Source organism: Stappia sp. TSB10GB4 (assembly GCF_900185745.1).
Taxonomy (GTDB): Bacteria; Pseudomonadota; Alphaproteobacteria; order Rhizobiales; family Stappiaceae; genus Stappia.
The window spans coordinates 78,723-94,692 of the sequence record NZ_FYAV01000032.1; the positions used below are offsets into that span (position 1 = coordinate 78,723).

At 66.9% G+C, this 15,970-nt stretch carries 15 protein-coding genes; 1 reads left to right on the forward strand and 14 read right to left on the reverse strand.

All coding sequences use genetic code 11. The annotated features are described in order from the left end of the window. Positions 1 to 2 precede the first annotated feature (2 nt). From TSB10GB4_RS05815 to TSB10GB4_RS05865, 12 genes are all read right to left on the reverse strand, one after another. Positions 3 to 1,133, reverse strand: a complete 1,131-nt coding sequence (locus TSB10GB4_RS05815) for a class I SAM-dependent methyltransferase (protein WP_186394946.1) — start codon at positions 1,131 to 1,133, stop codon at positions 3 to 5. 41 nt (positions 1,134 to 1,174) lie between these two features. Continuing rightward, positions 1,175 to 2,434: a class I SAM-dependent RNA methyltransferase gene (locus tag TSB10GB4_RS05820; RefSeq protein WP_186386887.1), complete on the reverse strand. Its 1,260-nt coding sequence runs from the start codon at positions 2,432 to 2,434 to the stop codon at positions 1,175 to 1,177. Between the two features lie 68 nt (positions 2,435 to 2,502). Further along, positions 2,503 to 3,246 (reverse strand): TlyA family RNA methyltransferase, encoded by a 744-nt coding sequence (locus TSB10GB4_RS05825; protein WP_186394947.1) that lies wholly within the window; start codon positions 3,244 to 3,246, stop codon positions 2,503 to 2,505. A gap of 3 nt (positions 3,247 to 3,249) precedes the next feature. Further along, on the reverse strand, positions 3,250 to 3,384 hold the full coding sequence (locus TSB10GB4_RS23950) for a hypothetical protein (protein WP_256376563.1): 135 nt from the start codon (positions 3,382 to 3,384) through the stop codon (positions 3,250 to 3,252). Positions 3,385 to 3,409: 25 nt separating this feature from the next. Continuing rightward, positions 3,410 to 4,027 carry an SCO family protein gene (locus TSB10GB4_RS05830; protein ID WP_186386889.1) on the reverse strand — a complete coding sequence of 206 codons (618 nt, stop codon included), beginning with the start codon at positions 4,025 to 4,027 and terminating at the stop codon, positions 3,410 to 3,412. 6 nt (positions 4,028 to 4,033) lie between these two features. Next, positions 4,034 to 4,552: a copper chaperone PCu(A)C gene (locus tag TSB10GB4_RS05835; RefSeq protein WP_186394948.1), complete on the reverse strand. Its 519-nt coding sequence runs from the start codon at positions 4,550 to 4,552 to the stop codon at positions 4,034 to 4,036. Positions 4,553 to 5,155: 603 nt separating this feature from the next. Then, positions 5,156 to 6,580, reverse strand: coding sequence for an MFS transporter (locus TSB10GB4_RS05840; protein WP_186394949.1), 1,425 nt, complete (start codon positions 6,578 to 6,580; stop codon positions 5,156 to 5,158). Positions 6,581 to 6,822: 242 nt separating this feature from the next. Next, positions 6,823 to 8,742 carry a 1-deoxy-D-xylulose-5-phosphate synthase gene (gene dxs / locus TSB10GB4_RS05845; protein WP_186394950.1) on the reverse strand — a complete coding sequence of 640 codons (1,920 nt, stop codon included), beginning with the start codon at positions 8,740 to 8,742 and terminating at the stop codon, positions 6,823 to 6,825. Between the two features lie 456 nt (positions 8,743 to 9,198). Then, the gene (ribB, locus tag TSB10GB4_RS05850; protein WP_186386894.1) at positions 9,199 to 10,518 is read right to left on the reverse strand and encodes a 3,4-dihydroxy-2-butanone-4-phosphate synthase; all 1,320 of its coding nucleotides are present in this window, start codon (positions 10,516 to 10,518) and stop codon (positions 9,199 to 9,201) included. A 68-nt stretch (positions 10,519 to 10,586) separates the two neighbouring features. Next, positions 10,587 to 11,672 carry a chorismate synthase gene (aroC, locus tag TSB10GB4_RS05855; RefSeq protein WP_186394951.1) on the reverse strand — a complete coding sequence of 362 codons (1,086 nt, stop codon included), beginning with the start codon at positions 11,670 to 11,672 and terminating at the stop codon, positions 10,587 to 10,589. A gap of 93 nt (positions 11,673 to 11,765) precedes the next feature. Beyond that, positions 11,766 to 13,031, reverse strand: coding sequence for a DUF3095 family protein (locus TSB10GB4_RS05860; RefSeq protein ID WP_208984480.1), 1,266 nt, complete (start codon positions 13,029 to 13,031; stop codon positions 11,766 to 11,768). 65 nt (positions 13,032 to 13,096) lie between these two features. Continuing rightward, complete coding sequence (locus tag TSB10GB4_RS05865) at positions 13,097 to 13,585, reverse strand: MarR family winged helix-turn-helix transcriptional regulator (protein WP_186394952.1); 489 nt, start codon at positions 13,583 to 13,585, stop codon at positions 13,097 to 13,099. Between the two features lie 361 nt (positions 13,586 to 13,946). Between TSB10GB4_RS05865 and TSB10GB4_RS05870 the strand changes: the two genes are divergently transcribed. Continuing rightward, positions 13,947 to 14,207 carry a DUF1344 domain-containing protein gene (locus TSB10GB4_RS05870; protein ID WP_186394953.1) on the forward strand — a complete coding sequence of 87 codons (261 nt, stop codon included), beginning with the start codon at positions 13,947 to 13,949 and terminating at the stop codon, positions 14,205 to 14,207. A gap of 13 nt (positions 14,208 to 14,220) precedes the next feature. Here the strand turns inward: TSB10GB4_RS05870 and TSB10GB4_RS05875 are convergent, their stop codons facing one another. Beyond that, entirely contained in the window at positions 14,221 to 14,859 is a 639-nt protein-coding gene (locus TSB10GB4_RS05875) for a histidine phosphatase family protein (RefSeq protein WP_186394954.1), read from the reverse strand. Between the two features lie 93 nt (positions 14,860 to 14,952). Beyond that, positions 14,953 to 15,771, reverse strand: coding sequence for an enoyl-ACP reductase FabI (gene fabI, locus TSB10GB4_RS05880; protein WP_186386900.1), 819 nt, complete (start codon positions 15,769 to 15,771; stop codon positions 14,953 to 14,955). Between the last annotated feature and the right edge of the window lie 199 nt (positions 15,772 to 15,970).

Consider the following 15,970-nt stretch of genomic DNA (forward strand, 5'->3'; position numbering starts at 1 on the left):
ACCTACTCCTTGAGGTACAGCGCGACGCGCGACAGGAACGCCGTCGACAAGTCCGCGCGGCGCAGGCCGCCGGCGCCGAACAGCGCGTCGAGATCCTCTTTCAGATAGCCGCGATAATAGGGCTCGTGGAAGAGGTCCGGGAACAGCTCCAGGAGTCCGTCGTTTTCCGGCAGATCGCCGTGCTGCAGGCTGTCGATGAAGATCAGACGCCCACCCGGCTTCAGCACACGGCCAAGCTCGCGGGCGACCATCCGGCGGATCTTCGGCGGCAGTTCGTGGAAGAGGTAGACGCAGGAGATCGCGTCGAGACTGGCATCCGCGAAAGGCAAGCGCTCGGCATTGGCATTGACGAAGCCGACGCGGCGCTGCCGGGCAGGCGGCAGAGCCTCGCGCGCATGTTGCAGATAGGGTAGCGAGAGGTCGACGCCGATGCCGCGAAGCCGCGGGAAGGCGGCAAGGGCCGGGGCCAGCAGGCCGCCCGTGCCGCAGGCGATATCGGCATAGGCGAGCCGTCGCTGGTCGGTCTCGCGCACGAGGCGCGACAGGTGCACCAGGCCCTGCCGCCGCATGGCCGCCGTCGCCCCCTTGAACAGGACCTCGACCTGGAAGTCGTAGATGCGGGCACTGTCGCGCGACAGCCAGCCCTCGGTCTGGAAATGGAAATTCTGCCGGTAGTAGCGCGGCAGGCCGGAGGATGCCTCGCGCGTTGCCTCGAAGACCTCCTGATGTCCACCGGTCACGCGCCGCCGGGCCACCTTCGGCACGTCGGCGAGAAAGCGTCGGCTGAGATCGAGAAAGCCGCGCGGGCCGCCGAACTCGCCCTCCGGCATCGGGTAGTGCCCCGCCTCGACATTGGCGAGATCACGGGCGAACAGCGCGGCGATCTGGGAAAACAGGCGCCGGAGATCGGGTGTCGATACCGACCGGCGCGGCTCCCGGCGCCCGTCTTCGCGATCCTCCGGCTGGGAGGCCGCTTCGCCGCCGGCGCGCGCTGCCCTGACGATCCGGCGGGAGATCGCCTGGGCGATCTCGCCATGCACGGCGAACCAGGCGACACGGCTCCCCTGCCGGGCGGCATAGCGCGCCCTGCGGCCCCAGGTGAAGGCACGTCCGGCAAGACTCGTTTCCGCCATGGCGTTCTCCCGTCTTTCGACCCGGACCGCCGCGGCAGCTCTCAGCCGCGCGACAGAACCGCAACACCCTCAATATGGGGCGAATAGCGGAACTGATCCACCGGCAGGATCGACGAGATCCGGTAGCCTCCATCGACCAGGATGCGCAGGTCGCGGGCAAGCGTCGCCGGATTGCACGAGACCGCCACCACCGTCGGCACCTTCGAGCGGGCAAGCTCCCGTGCCTGCGCCTCGGCGCCGGCGCGCGGCGGATCGAAGACGACCGCCTCCATCCCGCGTCCATACTCGTCGAGTTCCACCGCGGTCAGCGGGTTTCGGGAAAGATCACGCCGCTCGGCCCTGATCTCCCTGAGCGCCCCCGCCCCGGTTCTCATCGCCCGGTCCAGCGCGGCAAGGGCGGCAGCCTCGCCTTCGACCGCCCGTACCGTTGCCTGCCGGGCAAGGCGCAGGGCAAAGGTGCCCGACCCGCAGAAGAGATCGGCGACCTTGCGTGCCTTGCCGACACCGGCCAGGACGCGGGCGGCCAGCGCCTCCTCCCCTGCTTCCGTCGCCTGGACGAAGGCACCGGGCGGCGGCACCAGCGGAATGCCCCCCATGTCGAGGGTCGGGGCGCGGGCCTCGACCAGCACCTCGCCGTTGAGCGAGAGGCGGGCAATGCCGGCGGCCATCGCCTCCTCGATCAGCGCGGCGCCCCCGCGCGGCTCGACCCTTGCCGAGGACACGAGCGCAAGATCGACGCCGGTGGGCGTGGCAAGGACGTTGAGCGTCACCTCGCCCTTGCGCGGCATCACCCGCGCGGCGAGTTCCTTCAGCGCGGGCAGCAGGGCGACGATCTCCGGCACCAGCACCGGACAGCGGACGACATCGACGAGGCGGTGGCTCGCGCGCTCGTGAAAGCCAAGCAGAATGCGGGCGCCGGCCCGCGTTGCGGCGAAGACCGCCCGGCGGCGACCACGCCCGCCAGCGTCCGCCGTCGGCTCGACCAGGGGCTCCACCTCGGCGAGCCCGCGTGCGGCAAGCGCGGCGACGAGTTGCTGGCGCTTCCAGTCGAGGATCGCCGCCTGATCCATATGCTGCAGCACGCAGCCGCCGCAGGTGCCGAAATGCGGGCAGACGGGCTCCACCCGCAGGGGCGAGGGCGTCAGCACTTCCAGCAGACGCGCCCGCGTGCCCTCGCGGCGGACGCGGACGGTCTCCCCCGGCAGCGCGAAGGGAACGTGGACGGGACCTTCGGCGGTCTCCGCCCTGCCTTCGCCCTTGTGGGCAAGGGCGGCGATTTCGAGTGTGACATCCTGGCTCATGCGCACCGGTTACTCCGCCGCCGGGACACAGGCAAGCCGCATGCGGCAGAAACCGGCAAGACCGGCGATCAGCCGTCCTTGACCGCCGCCAGCAGCCACTCGCGGTTGCCGTCTCCGCCGGTGATCGGCGAGGGTTCGAGGCCGAGCACGGACCAGCCCGGCTGACCGGCGAGCCAGCCGGCGAGATCCCTCGCCACACCCTCTCCGATTTCGGCGGCGACCAGCCCGCCCTTGCCGACCGCCTCGCGGCCGGCTTCGAATTGCGGCTTCACCAGGAACAGGCCGCAAGCCCCCGGCGCGGCAAGCCCAAGCGCGGGAGGCAGCGCAAGGCGCAGGGAAATGAAGCTCATGTCGGAGACGACAACGCCGGGGTGCTCACCGCCGAGATCGTCGAGCGTCAGGGCGCGGGCGTTGACCCCGTCGCGGCGCAGCACGCGCGGGTCTCCCGCGACCGACGGGTGCATCTGCCCGTGGCCGACATCGATCGCATGGACCTTGAGCGCGCCGGCCTCCAGCAGCACCTGGGTGAAGCCGCCGGTGGACGCGCCGAGATCAAGGGCAATGCGCCCGGCAACATCGAAAGAAAAGCGCTCGAGCCCGGCCTTGAGCTTCAGGGCCGCGCGCGAGACATAGCCGCCCGCCGGGTCCTCGACGTCGAGCCTGGCCGCAATCGCCACCTTCTGCCCCGGCTTGTCGACGGCCACGCCATCGACCCGGACATGGCCGCGCAAAATGGCATCGCGCGCGCGGGCACGGCTTTCGACAAGCCCGCGCGCCACCAGAAGCTGGTCAAGCCGCTCACGCTCCGCCATGGCTCAGAAGCAATTGGCGATGCCGGTGAGCAACCGGTCGACATAGATGCGCTCGCCGTAGACCCACCACAGGACCCCCGTCGCAGCGAAAGCCGCCGCGAAGAACAGTCCGGCAGGAAGGAGCAGATCAGAGCGCATGTCGACAGGTCCGGTTCAGGTCGCCTCAGGACGCATTATCGATGAGGCGACGCAGTTTGGCCATGGCGTTTTCCGGGGCCTCGTCATAGGCGATGGTCCCGACGAAGCGGTTGTCCTTGTCCATCAGGAACACCGCAGCCGAGTGGTCCATCGTATAATCGCCATCGTCGAGCGGCACCCGGCGGGCATAGACGCGATAGGCCTTGATCATCTGCTCCGCCTGCTCGGGCGTGCCGGTGAGCGGCCGGATGCGCTTGTCGAAGGCGGCGACATAGTCCCGCATGACCTCCGGCGTATCGCGCTCCGGATCGACGGAGACGAAGGCGAAATTCATCTTGTCCGCATCCGGTCCGAGTTGCTCGATCCACATCTGGGTTTCGGCCAGCGTGGTCGGGCAAACATCCGGGCAGAAGGTGAAACCGAAGAAATAGGCCGCCGGCTTGCCGCGGAAGTCGGCGTCGGTGACGATCGTCCCGGTCGACGCATCGGTCATCGTGAAGGGGCCGCCGATGCTGGCGACCGGCGAGATCAGCCCCTCGCCTTCCGGCGCGACATATTGCTGATAGCCGACATAGCCCATGGCGCCGAGCAGCGCGATCACCGCTGCCCAGGCGACATAGCGCAGGATCTTCAGTGCGGACATGCTGGCTTACTCCTTCACGCCCTGCTTGCCGTGGCCGGGCATCCCATGCCCCGGCATGGCCTTGGCGCCCATCTTCTCCACCGTGAACGTGACATCGACCTCGCCAGCCTTTTCAAAGGTCAGCGTCGCGGTAACGGTTTCGCCTTCCTTCAGCGGCTCGACGATATCCATGAACATCACATGATAGCTGCCCGGCTTCAGTTCCAGCGTTCCACCGGCCGGAACCTCGACGCCGTCCGCCATCTCGCGCATTTTCATGACGCCGTCCACCACCGCCATCTCATGGATCTCGGTGCGGCTGGAGACCGGCGACACGGCTGCGACGAGACGATCGGCCTCGCCGGAATTGGTGATTGTGAGAAAACCGCCACCGGCACGCGCCTGGGGCGGCGTGGCGCGGGTCCAGGCGCCCGACAGGGTGAGGGCGCCGACGGTCACGTCCTGCGCAAGTGCCGACAGAGTGGCTGCCGGCAGGGTCGCGGTGGCGAGAAGGGCGGCAAGGGCAAGCTTGGAAAAGTAGGTCATTTTCGTCTCCCGAAAATCGATATCTAACAGCTCAGTCCCGTGGCGACATGGACAAGGCGCAAAGACGGGACATGGTGCAGGACGGCAGGTGGGGCGCGCAGTGTTCGCGCGCTGCCGGGTCAGATCCTGGCGGGAGGCGGTGCCCGAATGGCTCCGGCACGGATGGTCAAGCCGACGAGAGGCGGCTCGCGGCGAGAGCCCAGCGGGACCAGCAGGCTCGCCCGATACGGGGGCTCGGCGGTCGCAACTGATGCTGCCGCGAGGGCTGTGAACACCGAGGCGGAATGCGGACACACGGGCCCGCAGGGGCACAGGCCCGGGACATGGTGCAAGGGGCCGGAACCAGGTTCCTCGCCTGCGGCGGTACTGCCAAGGCAAAGGGAGGACAGGGCCTGCGCCTGGTCCTCCCCGACCTGTGCCAGCGTCATCGGCACGGCAGCCAGTTGCAGCAGCAGAGCCAGCGCGCATGCCAGCGCAAGCGGCAAGGCTTCGCGGCGCAGAAGGCCGAACATGGTCGCTCGCTGGATCATCGTGCGACAATGCCCCAACCTGCCTGCCGGGTCGAGAGATGAGATGCCGCAGGCCGGGCCGCGAAGGACATCGTCAGTCCCCCCGCGCCTCGGCAGCCGGAGCATCCGAGACCTTGGGCTCCCCTGATCCCGCGGCCGCCCCGCCCGGTGTCTGCGCCAACGCGGCAGGAGTCAGATGTTCCTCGCCTATGGCTGCGGCGGTCGCCCCCAGCGTGTCGTCGGAAACATGATCATAGGCCGGAAACTCTTCCGGCGGGATCACCGAGGGGTCCTCCAGGTCCAGCGGCTCGGGGCTCAGGACCGTACCCACCTGCGCCGAGGCCGCGTAGTCGAAGTCAGTCTTGTCCTCGGTCGAGGGCGCCGCCCGCTGGAACAGGCGCGACAGAATATAGAACCCCATCAGCGCCTGGATCACCGCCACCTGGAGGAACAGGCCCCAGGAGCCGACGGACTGCATCAGATAGGCGGCCGTGAGCGGGCCGAAGGACGAGCCGATGCCGAACGCGAGGTTCATGCCCGACGACGTCTCGACATAGTCGCTGCGATCCGCGTGATCGAAGGCATGCGAGGCCGCGATCGCATAGGCCGGCTGCGTGGCGATGCCGGCAAGCAGCACCAGCGCGATGGCCATGGCGAAACCGTTGATCGGCACGGTCATGAACACGATGCTGACGACGACGGCGGAGGCGGCCAGGCCCAGCAGCACGAGGCGGCGGTCCAGCCTGTCGGACAGGCGGCCGATCGGCCATTGCGAGAGAGCGCCAGCGCCGACGAAGGCGGCGGCGAAATAGGCCGCCTGGCTGGTGGTCAAGCCGATCTGGATGGCATAGAGCGGCGTCAGCATCCACAGTGCACCCTGGGTGATGCCGATCATCAGAACCGCGACCAGCGCAGTCGGAGAGTTGCGATAGAGCTTCACCGGCCGGAACCGTACGACGGTGATCGGCGCGGGCTGGTTGGCCGTGGTCAGCGAAACGGGAATCACCGCGAGACTGACCGCCACCGACGCAATCGCGAAGGGGATGAATGTGGCGATATCCATCACCGTCAGCGACAGTTGCCCGGCGGTCATCGCCGCATAGACCAGCACGATATAGATCGACATGATCGTGCCGCGGTTCTCGTTCGAAGCCTGCTCGTTGAGCCAGCTTTCGACGATCATGTAGAAACCGGCGAGGCAGAAGCCGGAGATGACGCGGATGGCGCTCCAGGCCAAGGGCTCGACCATGATCGGATGCAGGATGGCGGCGGCGGACATCAGCGACACCAGGGCGGCGAACGCACGGATGTGCCCGGCGCGCATGATCACGTAAGGCGCGCCAAGACAGCCGAGAACCAGGCCGATGAAATAGCTCGACGACACCAGGCCGATCTCGAGATCGGAGAAACCGGCCTGGGAGCCGGCCAGCGGGATCAGCGTGCTCTGCAGTCCGTGACCGGTGACGAGCAGTGCGATCGCGATCAGAAGGGCCGATACCGGGGCCAGCGCCTGCGCCATGTCGCGCCCTTTCCTCACAGATGCGGGCCGGTGTCCCGGCCGGGGTGGTCTCGCGGAAGGTTGAGGCAGTGCGGCCCGGCGCTGCCCGACACATCCCGACGCGATGACTGCGGCGCGCACGGGCGCACACGTGACGTCGCCGGGACCGTTTCAATATTCGCGTGCCGGTGTCAATGCACGCAAGGCGCATGGCGCTGCCCGGGCAGGGCATGGGTCATGCGGGCGCCATTCAGGCGGCGGCGTCACGCCAGGAGCGCGGCCGTCTCGCTCCCGCGCCCGAGCGCCGAGAACACCGTGTGCAGGATGCCGCGAACATCGAGGCCGGCCTCGGCATACATGCGCTCCGGCTTGTCGTGTTCGATGAAGCGGTCGGGCAGGCACATCGGCCGGACCTTGAGACCAGCGTCCAGCGCGCCGCGCTCGGCCAGGAGTTGCAGCACATGCGAGCCGAAGCCGCCGACGGAACCTTCCTCGATCAGCACCAGGACCTCGTGCTCGCGGGCCAGCCGCAGCACCATGTCCTCGTCGAGCGGCTTGGCGAAACGGGCATCGGCAACGGTCGTCGACAGGCCGGCCGCGTCGAGCTCATCCGCCGCCAGCAGGCACTCGCGCAGCCTTGTGCCGAAGGACAGCAGCGCGACCTTGCTCCCTTCCCGCACGATCCGGCCCTTGCCGATTTCCAGGATCTGTCCGCGCTGCGGCAGGTCGATGCCGACGCCCTCGCCGCGCGGATAGCGGAAGGAGATCGGCCCCTGGTCATAGGCTGCGGCCGTCGCCACCATGTGGCGAAGCTCCGCCTCGTCGGCCGCCGCCATGACGACGAACCCGGGCAGGCAGGCGAGATAGGCCGTGTCGAAACTGCCGGCATGGGTCGGGCCGTCGGCACCGACCAGGCCGGCCCGGTCGATCGGGAAGCGCACCGGCAGACCCTGGATGGCGACATCGTGCACCACCTGGTCGTAACCGCGCTGCAGGAAGGTCGAATAGATCGCGCAGAACGGCTTGTAGCCTTCCGTCGCCATGCCGGCGGCGAAGGTCACCGCATGCTGCTCGGCGATGCCGACATCGAAGGTCCGCTCCGGGAAGACCTCGCCGAAGAGATCGAGACCCGTACCGTCCGGCATCGCCGCCGTGACCGCCACGATGCGCTCGTCGTGGCGCGCCTCCTCGACGAGGCTCTCGGCGAAGACGCGGGTGTAGCTCGGCGCGTTGGCCTTGGGCTTGGACTGTTCGCCGGTGATGACGTCGAACTTGGCGACGCCATGATACTTGTCGGCGGAATTCTCGGCCGGCGCATAGCCCTTGCCCTTGCGGGTCACGACATGAATCAGCACGGGCCCCTGATGCGTGTCGCGAACGTTCTTCAGCACGGGCAGCAGGTGGTCGAGATTGTGACCGTCGACCGGGCCGACATAATAGAAGCCCAGTTCCTCGAACATGGTGCCGCCGGTCCAGAAGCCGCGGGCATATTCCTCGGCCCTGGCGGCCTTCTGCTGCAGGTGTCGCGGCAGGGCCTTGGCGAGCTGCTTGGCGGCATCGCGCAAGGTCAGATAGGTGCGCCCCGACACCAGGCGGGCAAGATAGGCGCTCATCGCGCCGACGGGCGGGGCGATCGACATGTCGTTATCGTTGAGAATGACGATCAGCCGCGAATGCTGGGCACCCGCGTTGTTCATGGCCTCATAGGCCATGCCCGCCGACATGGCGCCGTCGCCGATCACCGCGATGATGTTGTTGGAGCGCCCGTCGAGATCGCGGGCCACCGCCATGCCGAGGCCGGCGGAAATCGAGGTCGAGGAATGCGCTGCGCCGAAAGGATCATATTCGCTTTCGGAGCGCTTGGTGAAGCCGGACAGTCCGCCGCCCTGGCGCAGGGTGCGGATCCGCTCGCGCCGTCCGGTCAGGATCTTGTGAGGATAGCACTGATGGCCGACGTCCCAGATCAACCGGTCGTCCGGCGTGTTGAAGACGTAGTGAATCGCCGTCGTCAGTTCGACAACGCCAAGTCCCGCCCCCAGATGACCGCCTGTGACCGAAACCGCGTCGATCACCTCTGCGCGCAGTTCGTCCGCAAGCTGGCGCAGGTCGCGCTCGGAGAGTTGGCGCAGGTCGCTCGGCGAACGGACAGTGTCGAGCAGCGGCGTTTCGGGGCGATTGTACACGGAAGCGATCCCAGGAGTTCGACGCGAGACGGCGGAAGCGGCACATGCTCCCGTCACCCTGTGGCGGCCGGGCTATGACGGCCAAGGTCGCTCAATACCACCATGTAGACATAGGGCGCAAATCCACTGCTCGCATCCCCCCGCAATCGCGCCGAAAATGCGGCAACCGTGCGGGGAGAATATCACTATTCGAGCCGGGGGAATGCAACCCTGGGTAAATCAATACCTGTCGAAACTTCTGATATAGCGGGAAAATTCTGGTTTTACCCACCCATTTAGGTGATGCAAGAGGCATGAAAAGCTACTAAATACAGGTTGTGGTCGATGGGGCCACGTGCACAGTGATCGACTTGAGGCCGTGCCTTTGGCACGGCCTCCTTTTTGTGCAGGTGCCCGTTTGCGCGCCCTCTCCGTGCCCGGCCTGCGCGGTTCCGCCGCAGGCCGGGGGCGCCGCAATCACACCTCGCGGATCTCCGTCGTCTCGATGACGATGCCGAAACCCTCAAGCCCCACATAGCGGCGCTGTCGGGAAGCCAGCAGGGTGATCGAGTTGACGCCGAGATCCTTGAGGATCTGGGCGCCGAGGCCGATTTCCCGCCAGTGCTCCTCGCGCGCCTGGGCCGACTGATGCTCTTCGGCCTCGGCGGCGGCAAGGTCGGTGCGCGCGCGGCGCGCCTGGCGGGCAACGCCGACGGAGCCTTCGCGCAGGTAGACGACGATGCCGCGGCCACGCGCCGCGAAATCCCGCATCACGTCGTCCATGACCCGCGCATCGCCGAACACATCGTCGAGCACCGATTCCAGTTGCAGGCGCACCGGCACATTGCGGCCGTCGAGGATGTCGCCGAAGACCACCGCCACGTGATGCATCGGGTCGTAGGGCGTCGAATAGGTCACCGCATAGGCCGGGCCGGCGATGGTTTCGATCGGCTGCTCCGCGACCCGCTCGACCAGCCGCTCCATCCGCTGACGCCAGGCGATGAGATCGGCGACGGACACCATCTTGAGATTGTGGCGGGCGGCGAATTCGGCGACTTCCGGCCCGCGCTTGACCGTTCCGTCGTCGTTGACGAGTTCGGAGATCACCCCCACCTCCGGCAGACCGGCAAGACGGCAGAGATCGACCGCCGCCTCGGTATGGCCGGAGCGCATCAGCACGCCGCCCTCGCGGGCGACCAGCGGAAAGATGTGGCCCGGGCGGGCAAAATCGGCGGCCCCGGCATTGGGATTGGCGAGCCCGCGGACGGTCGAGCAGCGCTCCTCGGCGGAAATGCCGGTGGTCAGGCCATGGCGATAGTCGACCGAGATGGTGAAGGCCGTCGACAGCGGCGCGTCGTTGTCGGCAACCATCGGGTCGAGGCGCAGGCGGCGGGCGTTTTCGCGCGTCATCGGCGCGCAGACGATGCCGGACGTATGGCGGACCATGAAGGCCATCTGCTCCGGCGTGATCAGCGAGGCGGCAACGATCAGGTCGCCCTCGTTCTCCCGGTCGTCGTCGTCGGTAACCACAAGCATTTCGCCGCGTTCGAAGGCGCGCAGCGCCTCCGCAACGCGTGTCTGGGACATGTCCACGTTTGAAGATCCTTTCAAGCCAAGCAGGTCGTTCGGGGTCACGGCGCCACCGGTGGCGGCGGCGATCCGTTCCGCGCTTTCGCGCGAGACCCAGACGCCCGGATCGTTGCACAGGGCGGTCACAGCCGCCGGCGACAGGCCGGCGCGGCGGGCAAAGGCCGACCGGGTTTCCTTGTTGAGGGTAAGCCAAGCATCCAGACGCATGCCCGGATGCTAGCCTCGGACAATTTCAGTTACAATGAAAAATATCGAGAAATTCAGTTATACTGAATTTATCCTACCTGCCCGCGGTGGCGCAGATAGTGATCGGCGATGACGCAGGCCAGCATCGCCTCGCCCACCGGCACGGCGCGGATGCCGACGCAGGGGTCATGCCGCCCCTTGGTCCGCACATCCACTTCCTCGCCCGACCGGGTCACCGAACGGCGCGGGGTCAGGATCGACGAGGTCGGCTTGACGGCAAAGCGCGCGACGACCGGCTCGCCGGAGGAAATGCCGCCGAGAATGCCGCCGGCATGGTTGGTGAGGAACACCGGGCGCCCATCGGCGCCGATCCGCATTTCGTCGGCATTTTCCTCGCCGGTCAGAGAAGCCGCTTCGAAGCCATTGCCGATCTCCACACCCTTGACCGCGTTGATCGACATCAGGGCGGCGGCGATCTCCTGATCGAGCTTGCCGTAGAGCGGTGCGCCGAGACCGGCCGGCACGCCCTCGGCCACCACCTCGACCACGGCGCCGACGGAAGAGCCGTCCTTGCGGATCTGGTCGAGATAGTCCGACCAGCGCGCGGCCGTCGTCGCATCGGGACAGAAGAACGGATTGTTGCCGATCTCGTCCCAGTTCCAGCGGCTGCGGTCGACCTTGTGCGGCCCGACCTGCACCAGTGCGCCGCGCACCACGAGCCCCGGCACCACCTTGCGGGCGATGGCGCCGGCGGCAACGCGCGCCGCCGTCTCACGCGCGGATGAGCGCCCGCCGCCGCGATAGTCCCGGATGCCGTATTTGGCGTCATAGGTGAAATCGGCATGGCCGGGGCGGTAGCTCTCACGGATCTCGGAATAGTCCTTCGAGCGCTGGTCGGTGTTCTCGATCATCAGCGAGATCGGCGTCCCGGTGGTGCGCTGAACGCCGTGGTCGTCGCTCATCACGCCGGAAAGGATGCGGACCGCGTCCGCCTCGCGCCGCTGGGTCGTGTATTTCGACTGGCCGGGCTTGCGCTTGTCGAGAAAGGTCTGGATCTCGGCTTCGGTCAGTTCGATGCGCGGCGGACAGCCGTCGACGACGCAGCCAAGCGCCGGGCCATGGCTCTCGCCCCAGGTGGTGACACGGAAAAGATGGCCGAAGGTATTGTGCGACATCTGGGGATCCGGAACATGACCGACAAACGGACTGGCACAGGTCTTCTAAAGCGCCCGGCCGCGCAGGGAAACCGCAAAAGCGACAAGGGGCTTTCAGGCGGCAGCGCCGGAGGCTTGCTCTGCCAGCCGCTGCTTGAAATCCTGCGCGGCGCGCGCATAGCCGCCATCGGCTCCATCGATGAAATGGATATGGCGGTTTTCCTCAAGGCTGAAGACAAGGCAGGTCATCAGCGCCTCGTCCGAGAGATGCAGGCCGTAGACCAGGTGTCCCGCCGCCTCTCCCTTTTCCAGATAGGCGGTGAGAGCCTCCAGTTCGCGCCCGTCGAGGTCGAGCACGAGGCGCAGCATGTCGTCGAACTTGCGAAAGTCGGTGTTGAGCGCGAGCTGATGCAGATAGTGCTCCGGTTCGAACGGGCCGATGCGGCGGCCAGTGGCAACGCTGACGACGACGGCGACGCATGCAGCCAGCCCGGCAAGGTAGGTGCGCCACCGGCTGCGGCGCCAGCCAACCATCCGCGCCTCGATCTTCAGCCCCGCAGGGGGAAAACGGAATTTCAGCGAACTTCGGCGCACCGGAGCGCTCGCGGGGTCTGCTCCCGTCAGATCGATGCCGAGCATGCCGCGAAGGTCGTCGAGAATCCCGCTCAACTCCTCCATGCGGCCGCTGGCGGGCCGCAGGAGCAGCGTCGCGATCCTGCCACGGCGCGCCGGCAGCGGCTCCCAGCGACAGGACAGGCCGTCGAGCGGCGCGGGCTCCACGACATCCGGCTCGACGAGCCGGTAGGGGGCGACGCGCGCCTCGTCCTTGAGAATCGTCTCCGCAAGCTCGATGCCGCCGCCCGAGAACATGGCCAGGTTGTTGCCCCGGCTGAGTTCGAACTTCGCGACCCGCAGATCGGCCCCCTCAGCCCGCAACGCGGCAACCGGAATGGCCGCGACCCGCAGATCGAGGCTGGCCGTCTCCCGCGCCATCGCGCGAACGGAGACGAGCGCACGACCGGCCTCCTCGGCAAGCGCCGGAGGCACCGCCACCAGCGCGCCGTCACCGCCGAACACGAACGGAAGCTCGATGCGCCCCGCCACGTTCAACACTGCAGAAACGACTGCCGCCGCAACCATATTGACATGTTTGTAGCGCCCGGCGGCGATGGCATCGCGCGAGCGGACGATGTCCGAGGCCAGAAGGATCCAGTCATCGGGAAGCGGCTCGAAGGCGGCCGCATCGCTCACTTTCGCGAACTCGCTGAACACCGGTAAGGCTTGGTAGAAGTGTCCGGTTCCCTCGGTCATATCGCTCACGACACCATCCTTCCGCCTCACGCGGCAGTGTCCGCCACCGCTGCACCGCAGGCAAGGCATTCCGCCCTGCCAGTTGCCGATATCAGGAGCGGATCGAATCTCTTCAAGAACGGATATGGGCGCCGTCAGGCCTCCAGCAGACGTTTCCGCAAAGCGTGCAGACGCCGGGAGAGATCCCTCACCTCCTCCGGGTCGAGTCCGACGGCGGCCGCGATGCAGTCGGGCACCGCGCGCGCCGCCTGCTCGAGATCGCGCCCTTTGGCCGTCAGATGAACCCGCACGACCCGCTCGTCCTCGGCGTCCCGCGTGCGCCGGATCAGCCCGAGGCTTTCAAGCCGCTTGAGCAGCGGCGTCAGCGTGTTGGACTCCAGGTCCATGTGCCGGCCGATATCCTTCACCATGCGGTTGTCCGCCTGCCACAGCAGCAGCATCACCAGATACTGCGGATAGGTCAGGCCGATATCGGCCAGCGCCTGGCGGTAGAGATGGTTGAAGGCGTGGGATGCCGCGTAGACGGAAAAGCACAGAAGCTCTTGCGGCAGACCGCGGGTCGCCCCGTCATCGTCAAGCATGTTGGGGTCAAGCATGTTGGGGTCGGGCGTATCGGGCACCATGTCGGATCTCCTATGAGCCGGATATAGATCGCGCGCGATCTTTTATCAAGCCCTGTTCCCGGCCATGCAAAGCCGCCGCGGCCGACGCCCTTCGCCGGCTGGTGACCCGGTCGATGCGGCGACCGGCGCCATCGAAACGCCATGCTTGACTGGCAGACTGAAAGACGTGTGGACATTGCGTCCGGGCAGGAGGCGTAGCCGCCGATCACGTCGGCGAAGCAGTCACAACTGGCACCCCGCTTCAAAGCGCCGATGAACCGGCGACGTCCATTCGCGCTTCTGCCGATCCCCACTTGACGCCAGAGCCGAGGTTTTGTTCGATCCCGCCCCGGACCATACGGGCGGGTCCACGGAGAACACGATGAAACGCATGCTGCAGATGACCCTTGCCGCCGTCATGCTGATGCTTGCCGGGACGGCCGCGTCCCTGGCCGGCGAAGTCGAGGCGACCATTGTCGAGATTCGTCCCGACGCATCCGTGCTGGTGCTGTCGGACGGCCAGACCTATGCCATCCCGGTCGACTTCTTCGTCGACGACCTGAAGACCGGCATGCGGGTGCTGGTGTTCTACGACGAGACGACCAGCAACCGCATGCTGACCGACGTCCAGATCCTCGACTGACCGCCTCCGGCGGTCAGACCCACTCTATCTCCCCGTCCTTCCAGACGAGAAACCGATCCTGCGGGATGTCGAGCGTCGGGATGTCCTGAGGCGGCATCGGCAGCAGGCGGCCTTGCAGCACGCGCATCACTCCGCCGTGGGAGACCACCACGGCGGGGTGCGTGATCGTGGCGAGCCAGGCGTCGATCCGGCTCGACAGCATCCGGTAGCTTTCGCCCTCCGGCGGCACGAACCCCCACTTGTCGGCCTTTCTGGCCGCGGCCTGTTCCGGGGAGCGCGCGGCGATCTCGGGAATTGTATAGCCTTCCCAGGCGCCGAAGGTGATCTCCCGCAGCCGTTCATCTCGCTGGTAGAGATCCGTCGGCAGGTCGAGTTCGCCAAAGATCAGGTCCATGGTTTCGACCGCCCGCGACAGGGGCGAGACGAAATAGGACAGGTCCTTCAGCGAGATGTCCTGTTCCTTCAGGTAGTCCCGCAGGGCGGCGCCATTGCGCCTGGCCTGGTCGCGTCCCGTGTCGTTGAGCGGGATGTCGCGCTGCCCCTGCATCCGGCCTTCGGCATTCCAGTCCGTCTGCCCGTGGCGGATGAAGATCATGAAGGGGGGAGCGAAGCGGGCCGCACCCGCCCCGGAATTGTTCCCGGACTTGTTCATTGCACCTCCGAAGACGCGCCATCGCGGCCGACGCTCACCCGCCCTTGCGGACAGGGGGACCGCTGTTCGGCGCTCTTGCCATTTCGGGAAAGGTCAGTCCTTGACCACCGAGATGTCGGGAGCATCGACTGCCTTCATGCCGACAATGTGGTAGCCGCAATCGACGTGCTGGATTTCGCCGGTGACACCGCGCCCAAGGTCCGACAGCAGGAACAGGGCGGCATCGCCCACCTCCTCGATCGTGACCGTGCGGCGCAGCGGGGCGTTGTACTCGTTCCACTTGAGGATGTAGCGGAAGTCGCCGATGCCCGAGGCGGCGAGCGTCTTGATCGGGCCGGCCGAGATCGCGTTGACGCGGATCGCGCCCTTGCCGAGGTCCGCCGCGAGATAACGCACACTCGCCTCGAGCGCCGCCTTGGCAACGCCCATGACGTTGTAATGCGGCATGACCTTCTCGGCGCCGTAATAGGTGAGCGTCAGCATCGAGCCGCCGTCGGTCATCAGCTTCTCGGCGCGCTGCGCGACGGACGTGAAGGAGTAGCAGGAGATCTGCATCGTGTTGCGGAAGTTCTCCGCCGAAGTATCGACATAGCGACCGGTCAGTTCGTCCTTGTCGGAGAAGGCGACCGCGTGCACGAGAAAGTCGATCTTTCCCCACATCTCTTCGAGGCGGGCGAAGACGGCATCGATGGTGGTCTCGTCCAGCACATCGCAATGACCGACCACCTGTGCGCCCAGTTCGGCGGCCAGCGGCTCCACCCGCTTGCGCAGCGCATCGCCCTGATAGGTCAACGCGATCTCCGCGCCAGCATCGGCGAGCGCCTTGGCGATCCCCCAAGCGATGGACCGATTGTTCGCGACACCCATAATAAGGCCGCGCTTCCCAGCCATCAGTCCCTGCGTCATCGCCATGCTCAAGTCTCCAGCAAGTCCATACACGCGGCGTTCGCCATACGGGCCGAACGCCAACCGCCCCGCACCGCAACCGGCAGTCCGGGACGGTTCCTATGGCACAGCCCCCCCACCGCTTCAAGCCATCGCCAGCCGCCTGTCCCACATCGACTGCTTCGCAAAATGTGATATGCGTGACCCTCCACGCTCCCTGTCCTCG

What these genes read in the sequence shown, in the direction of transcription:
- TSB10GB4_RS23950 (WP_256376563.1), bottom strand. Translation starts at nt 3,384, where the DNA reads ATGCGCTCTGATCTGCTCCTTCCTGCCGGACTGTTCTTCGCGGCGGCT.
- TSB10GB4_RS05875 (WP_186394954.1), bottom strand. Translation starts at nt 14,859, where the DNA reads ATGAACAAGTCCGGGAACAATTCCGGGGCGGGTGCGGCCCGCTTCGCT.
- ribB (WP_186386894.1), bottom strand. Translation starts at nt 10,518, where the DNA reads ATGCGTCTGGATGCTTGGCTTACCCTCAACAAGGAAACCCGGTCGGCC.
- TSB10GB4_RS05830 (WP_186386889.1), bottom strand. Translation starts at nt 4,027, where the DNA reads ATGTCCGCACTGAAGATCCTGCGCTATGTCGCCTGGGCAGCGGTGATC.
- TSB10GB4_RS05870 (WP_186394953.1), top strand. Translation starts at nt 13,947, where the DNA reads ATGAAACGCATGCTGCAGATGACCCTTGCCGCCGTCATGCTGATGCTT.
- TSB10GB4_RS05815 (WP_186394946.1), bottom strand. Translation starts at nt 1,133, where the DNA reads ATGGCGGAAACGAGTCTTGCCGGACGTGCCTTCACCTGGGGCCGCAGG.
- TSB10GB4_RS05820 (WP_186386887.1), bottom strand. Translation starts at nt 2,434, where the DNA reads ATGAGCCAGGATGTCACACTCGAAATCGCCGCCCTTGCCCACAAGGGC.
- fabI (WP_186386900.1), bottom strand. Translation starts at nt 15,771, where the DNA reads ATGGCGATGACGCAGGGACTGATGGCTGGGAAGCGCGGCCTTATTATG.
- aroC (WP_186394951.1), bottom strand. Translation starts at nt 11,672, where the DNA reads ATGTCGCACAATACCTTCGGCCATCTTTTCCGTGTCACCACCTGGGGC.
- TSB10GB4_RS05840 (WP_186394949.1), bottom strand. Translation starts at nt 6,580, where the DNA reads ATGGCGCAGGCGCTGGCCCCGGTATCGGCCCTTCTGATCGCGATCGCA.
- TSB10GB4_RS05865 (WP_186394952.1), bottom strand. Translation starts at nt 13,585, where the DNA reads ATGGTGCCCGATACGCCCGACCCCAACATGCTTGACCCCAACATGCTT.
- TSB10GB4_RS05860 (WP_208984480.1), bottom strand. Translation starts at nt 13,031, where the DNA reads ATGCCTTGCCTGCGGTGCAGCGGTGGCGGACACTGCCGCGTGAGGCGG.
- TSB10GB4_RS05835 (WP_186394948.1), bottom strand. Translation starts at nt 4,552, where the DNA reads ATGACCTACTTTTCCAAGCTTGCCCTTGCCGCCCTTCTCGCCACCGCG.
- TSB10GB4_RS05825 (WP_186394947.1), bottom strand. Translation starts at nt 3,246, where the DNA reads ATGGCGGAGCGTGAGCGGCTTGACCAGCTTCTGGTGGCGCGCGGGCTT.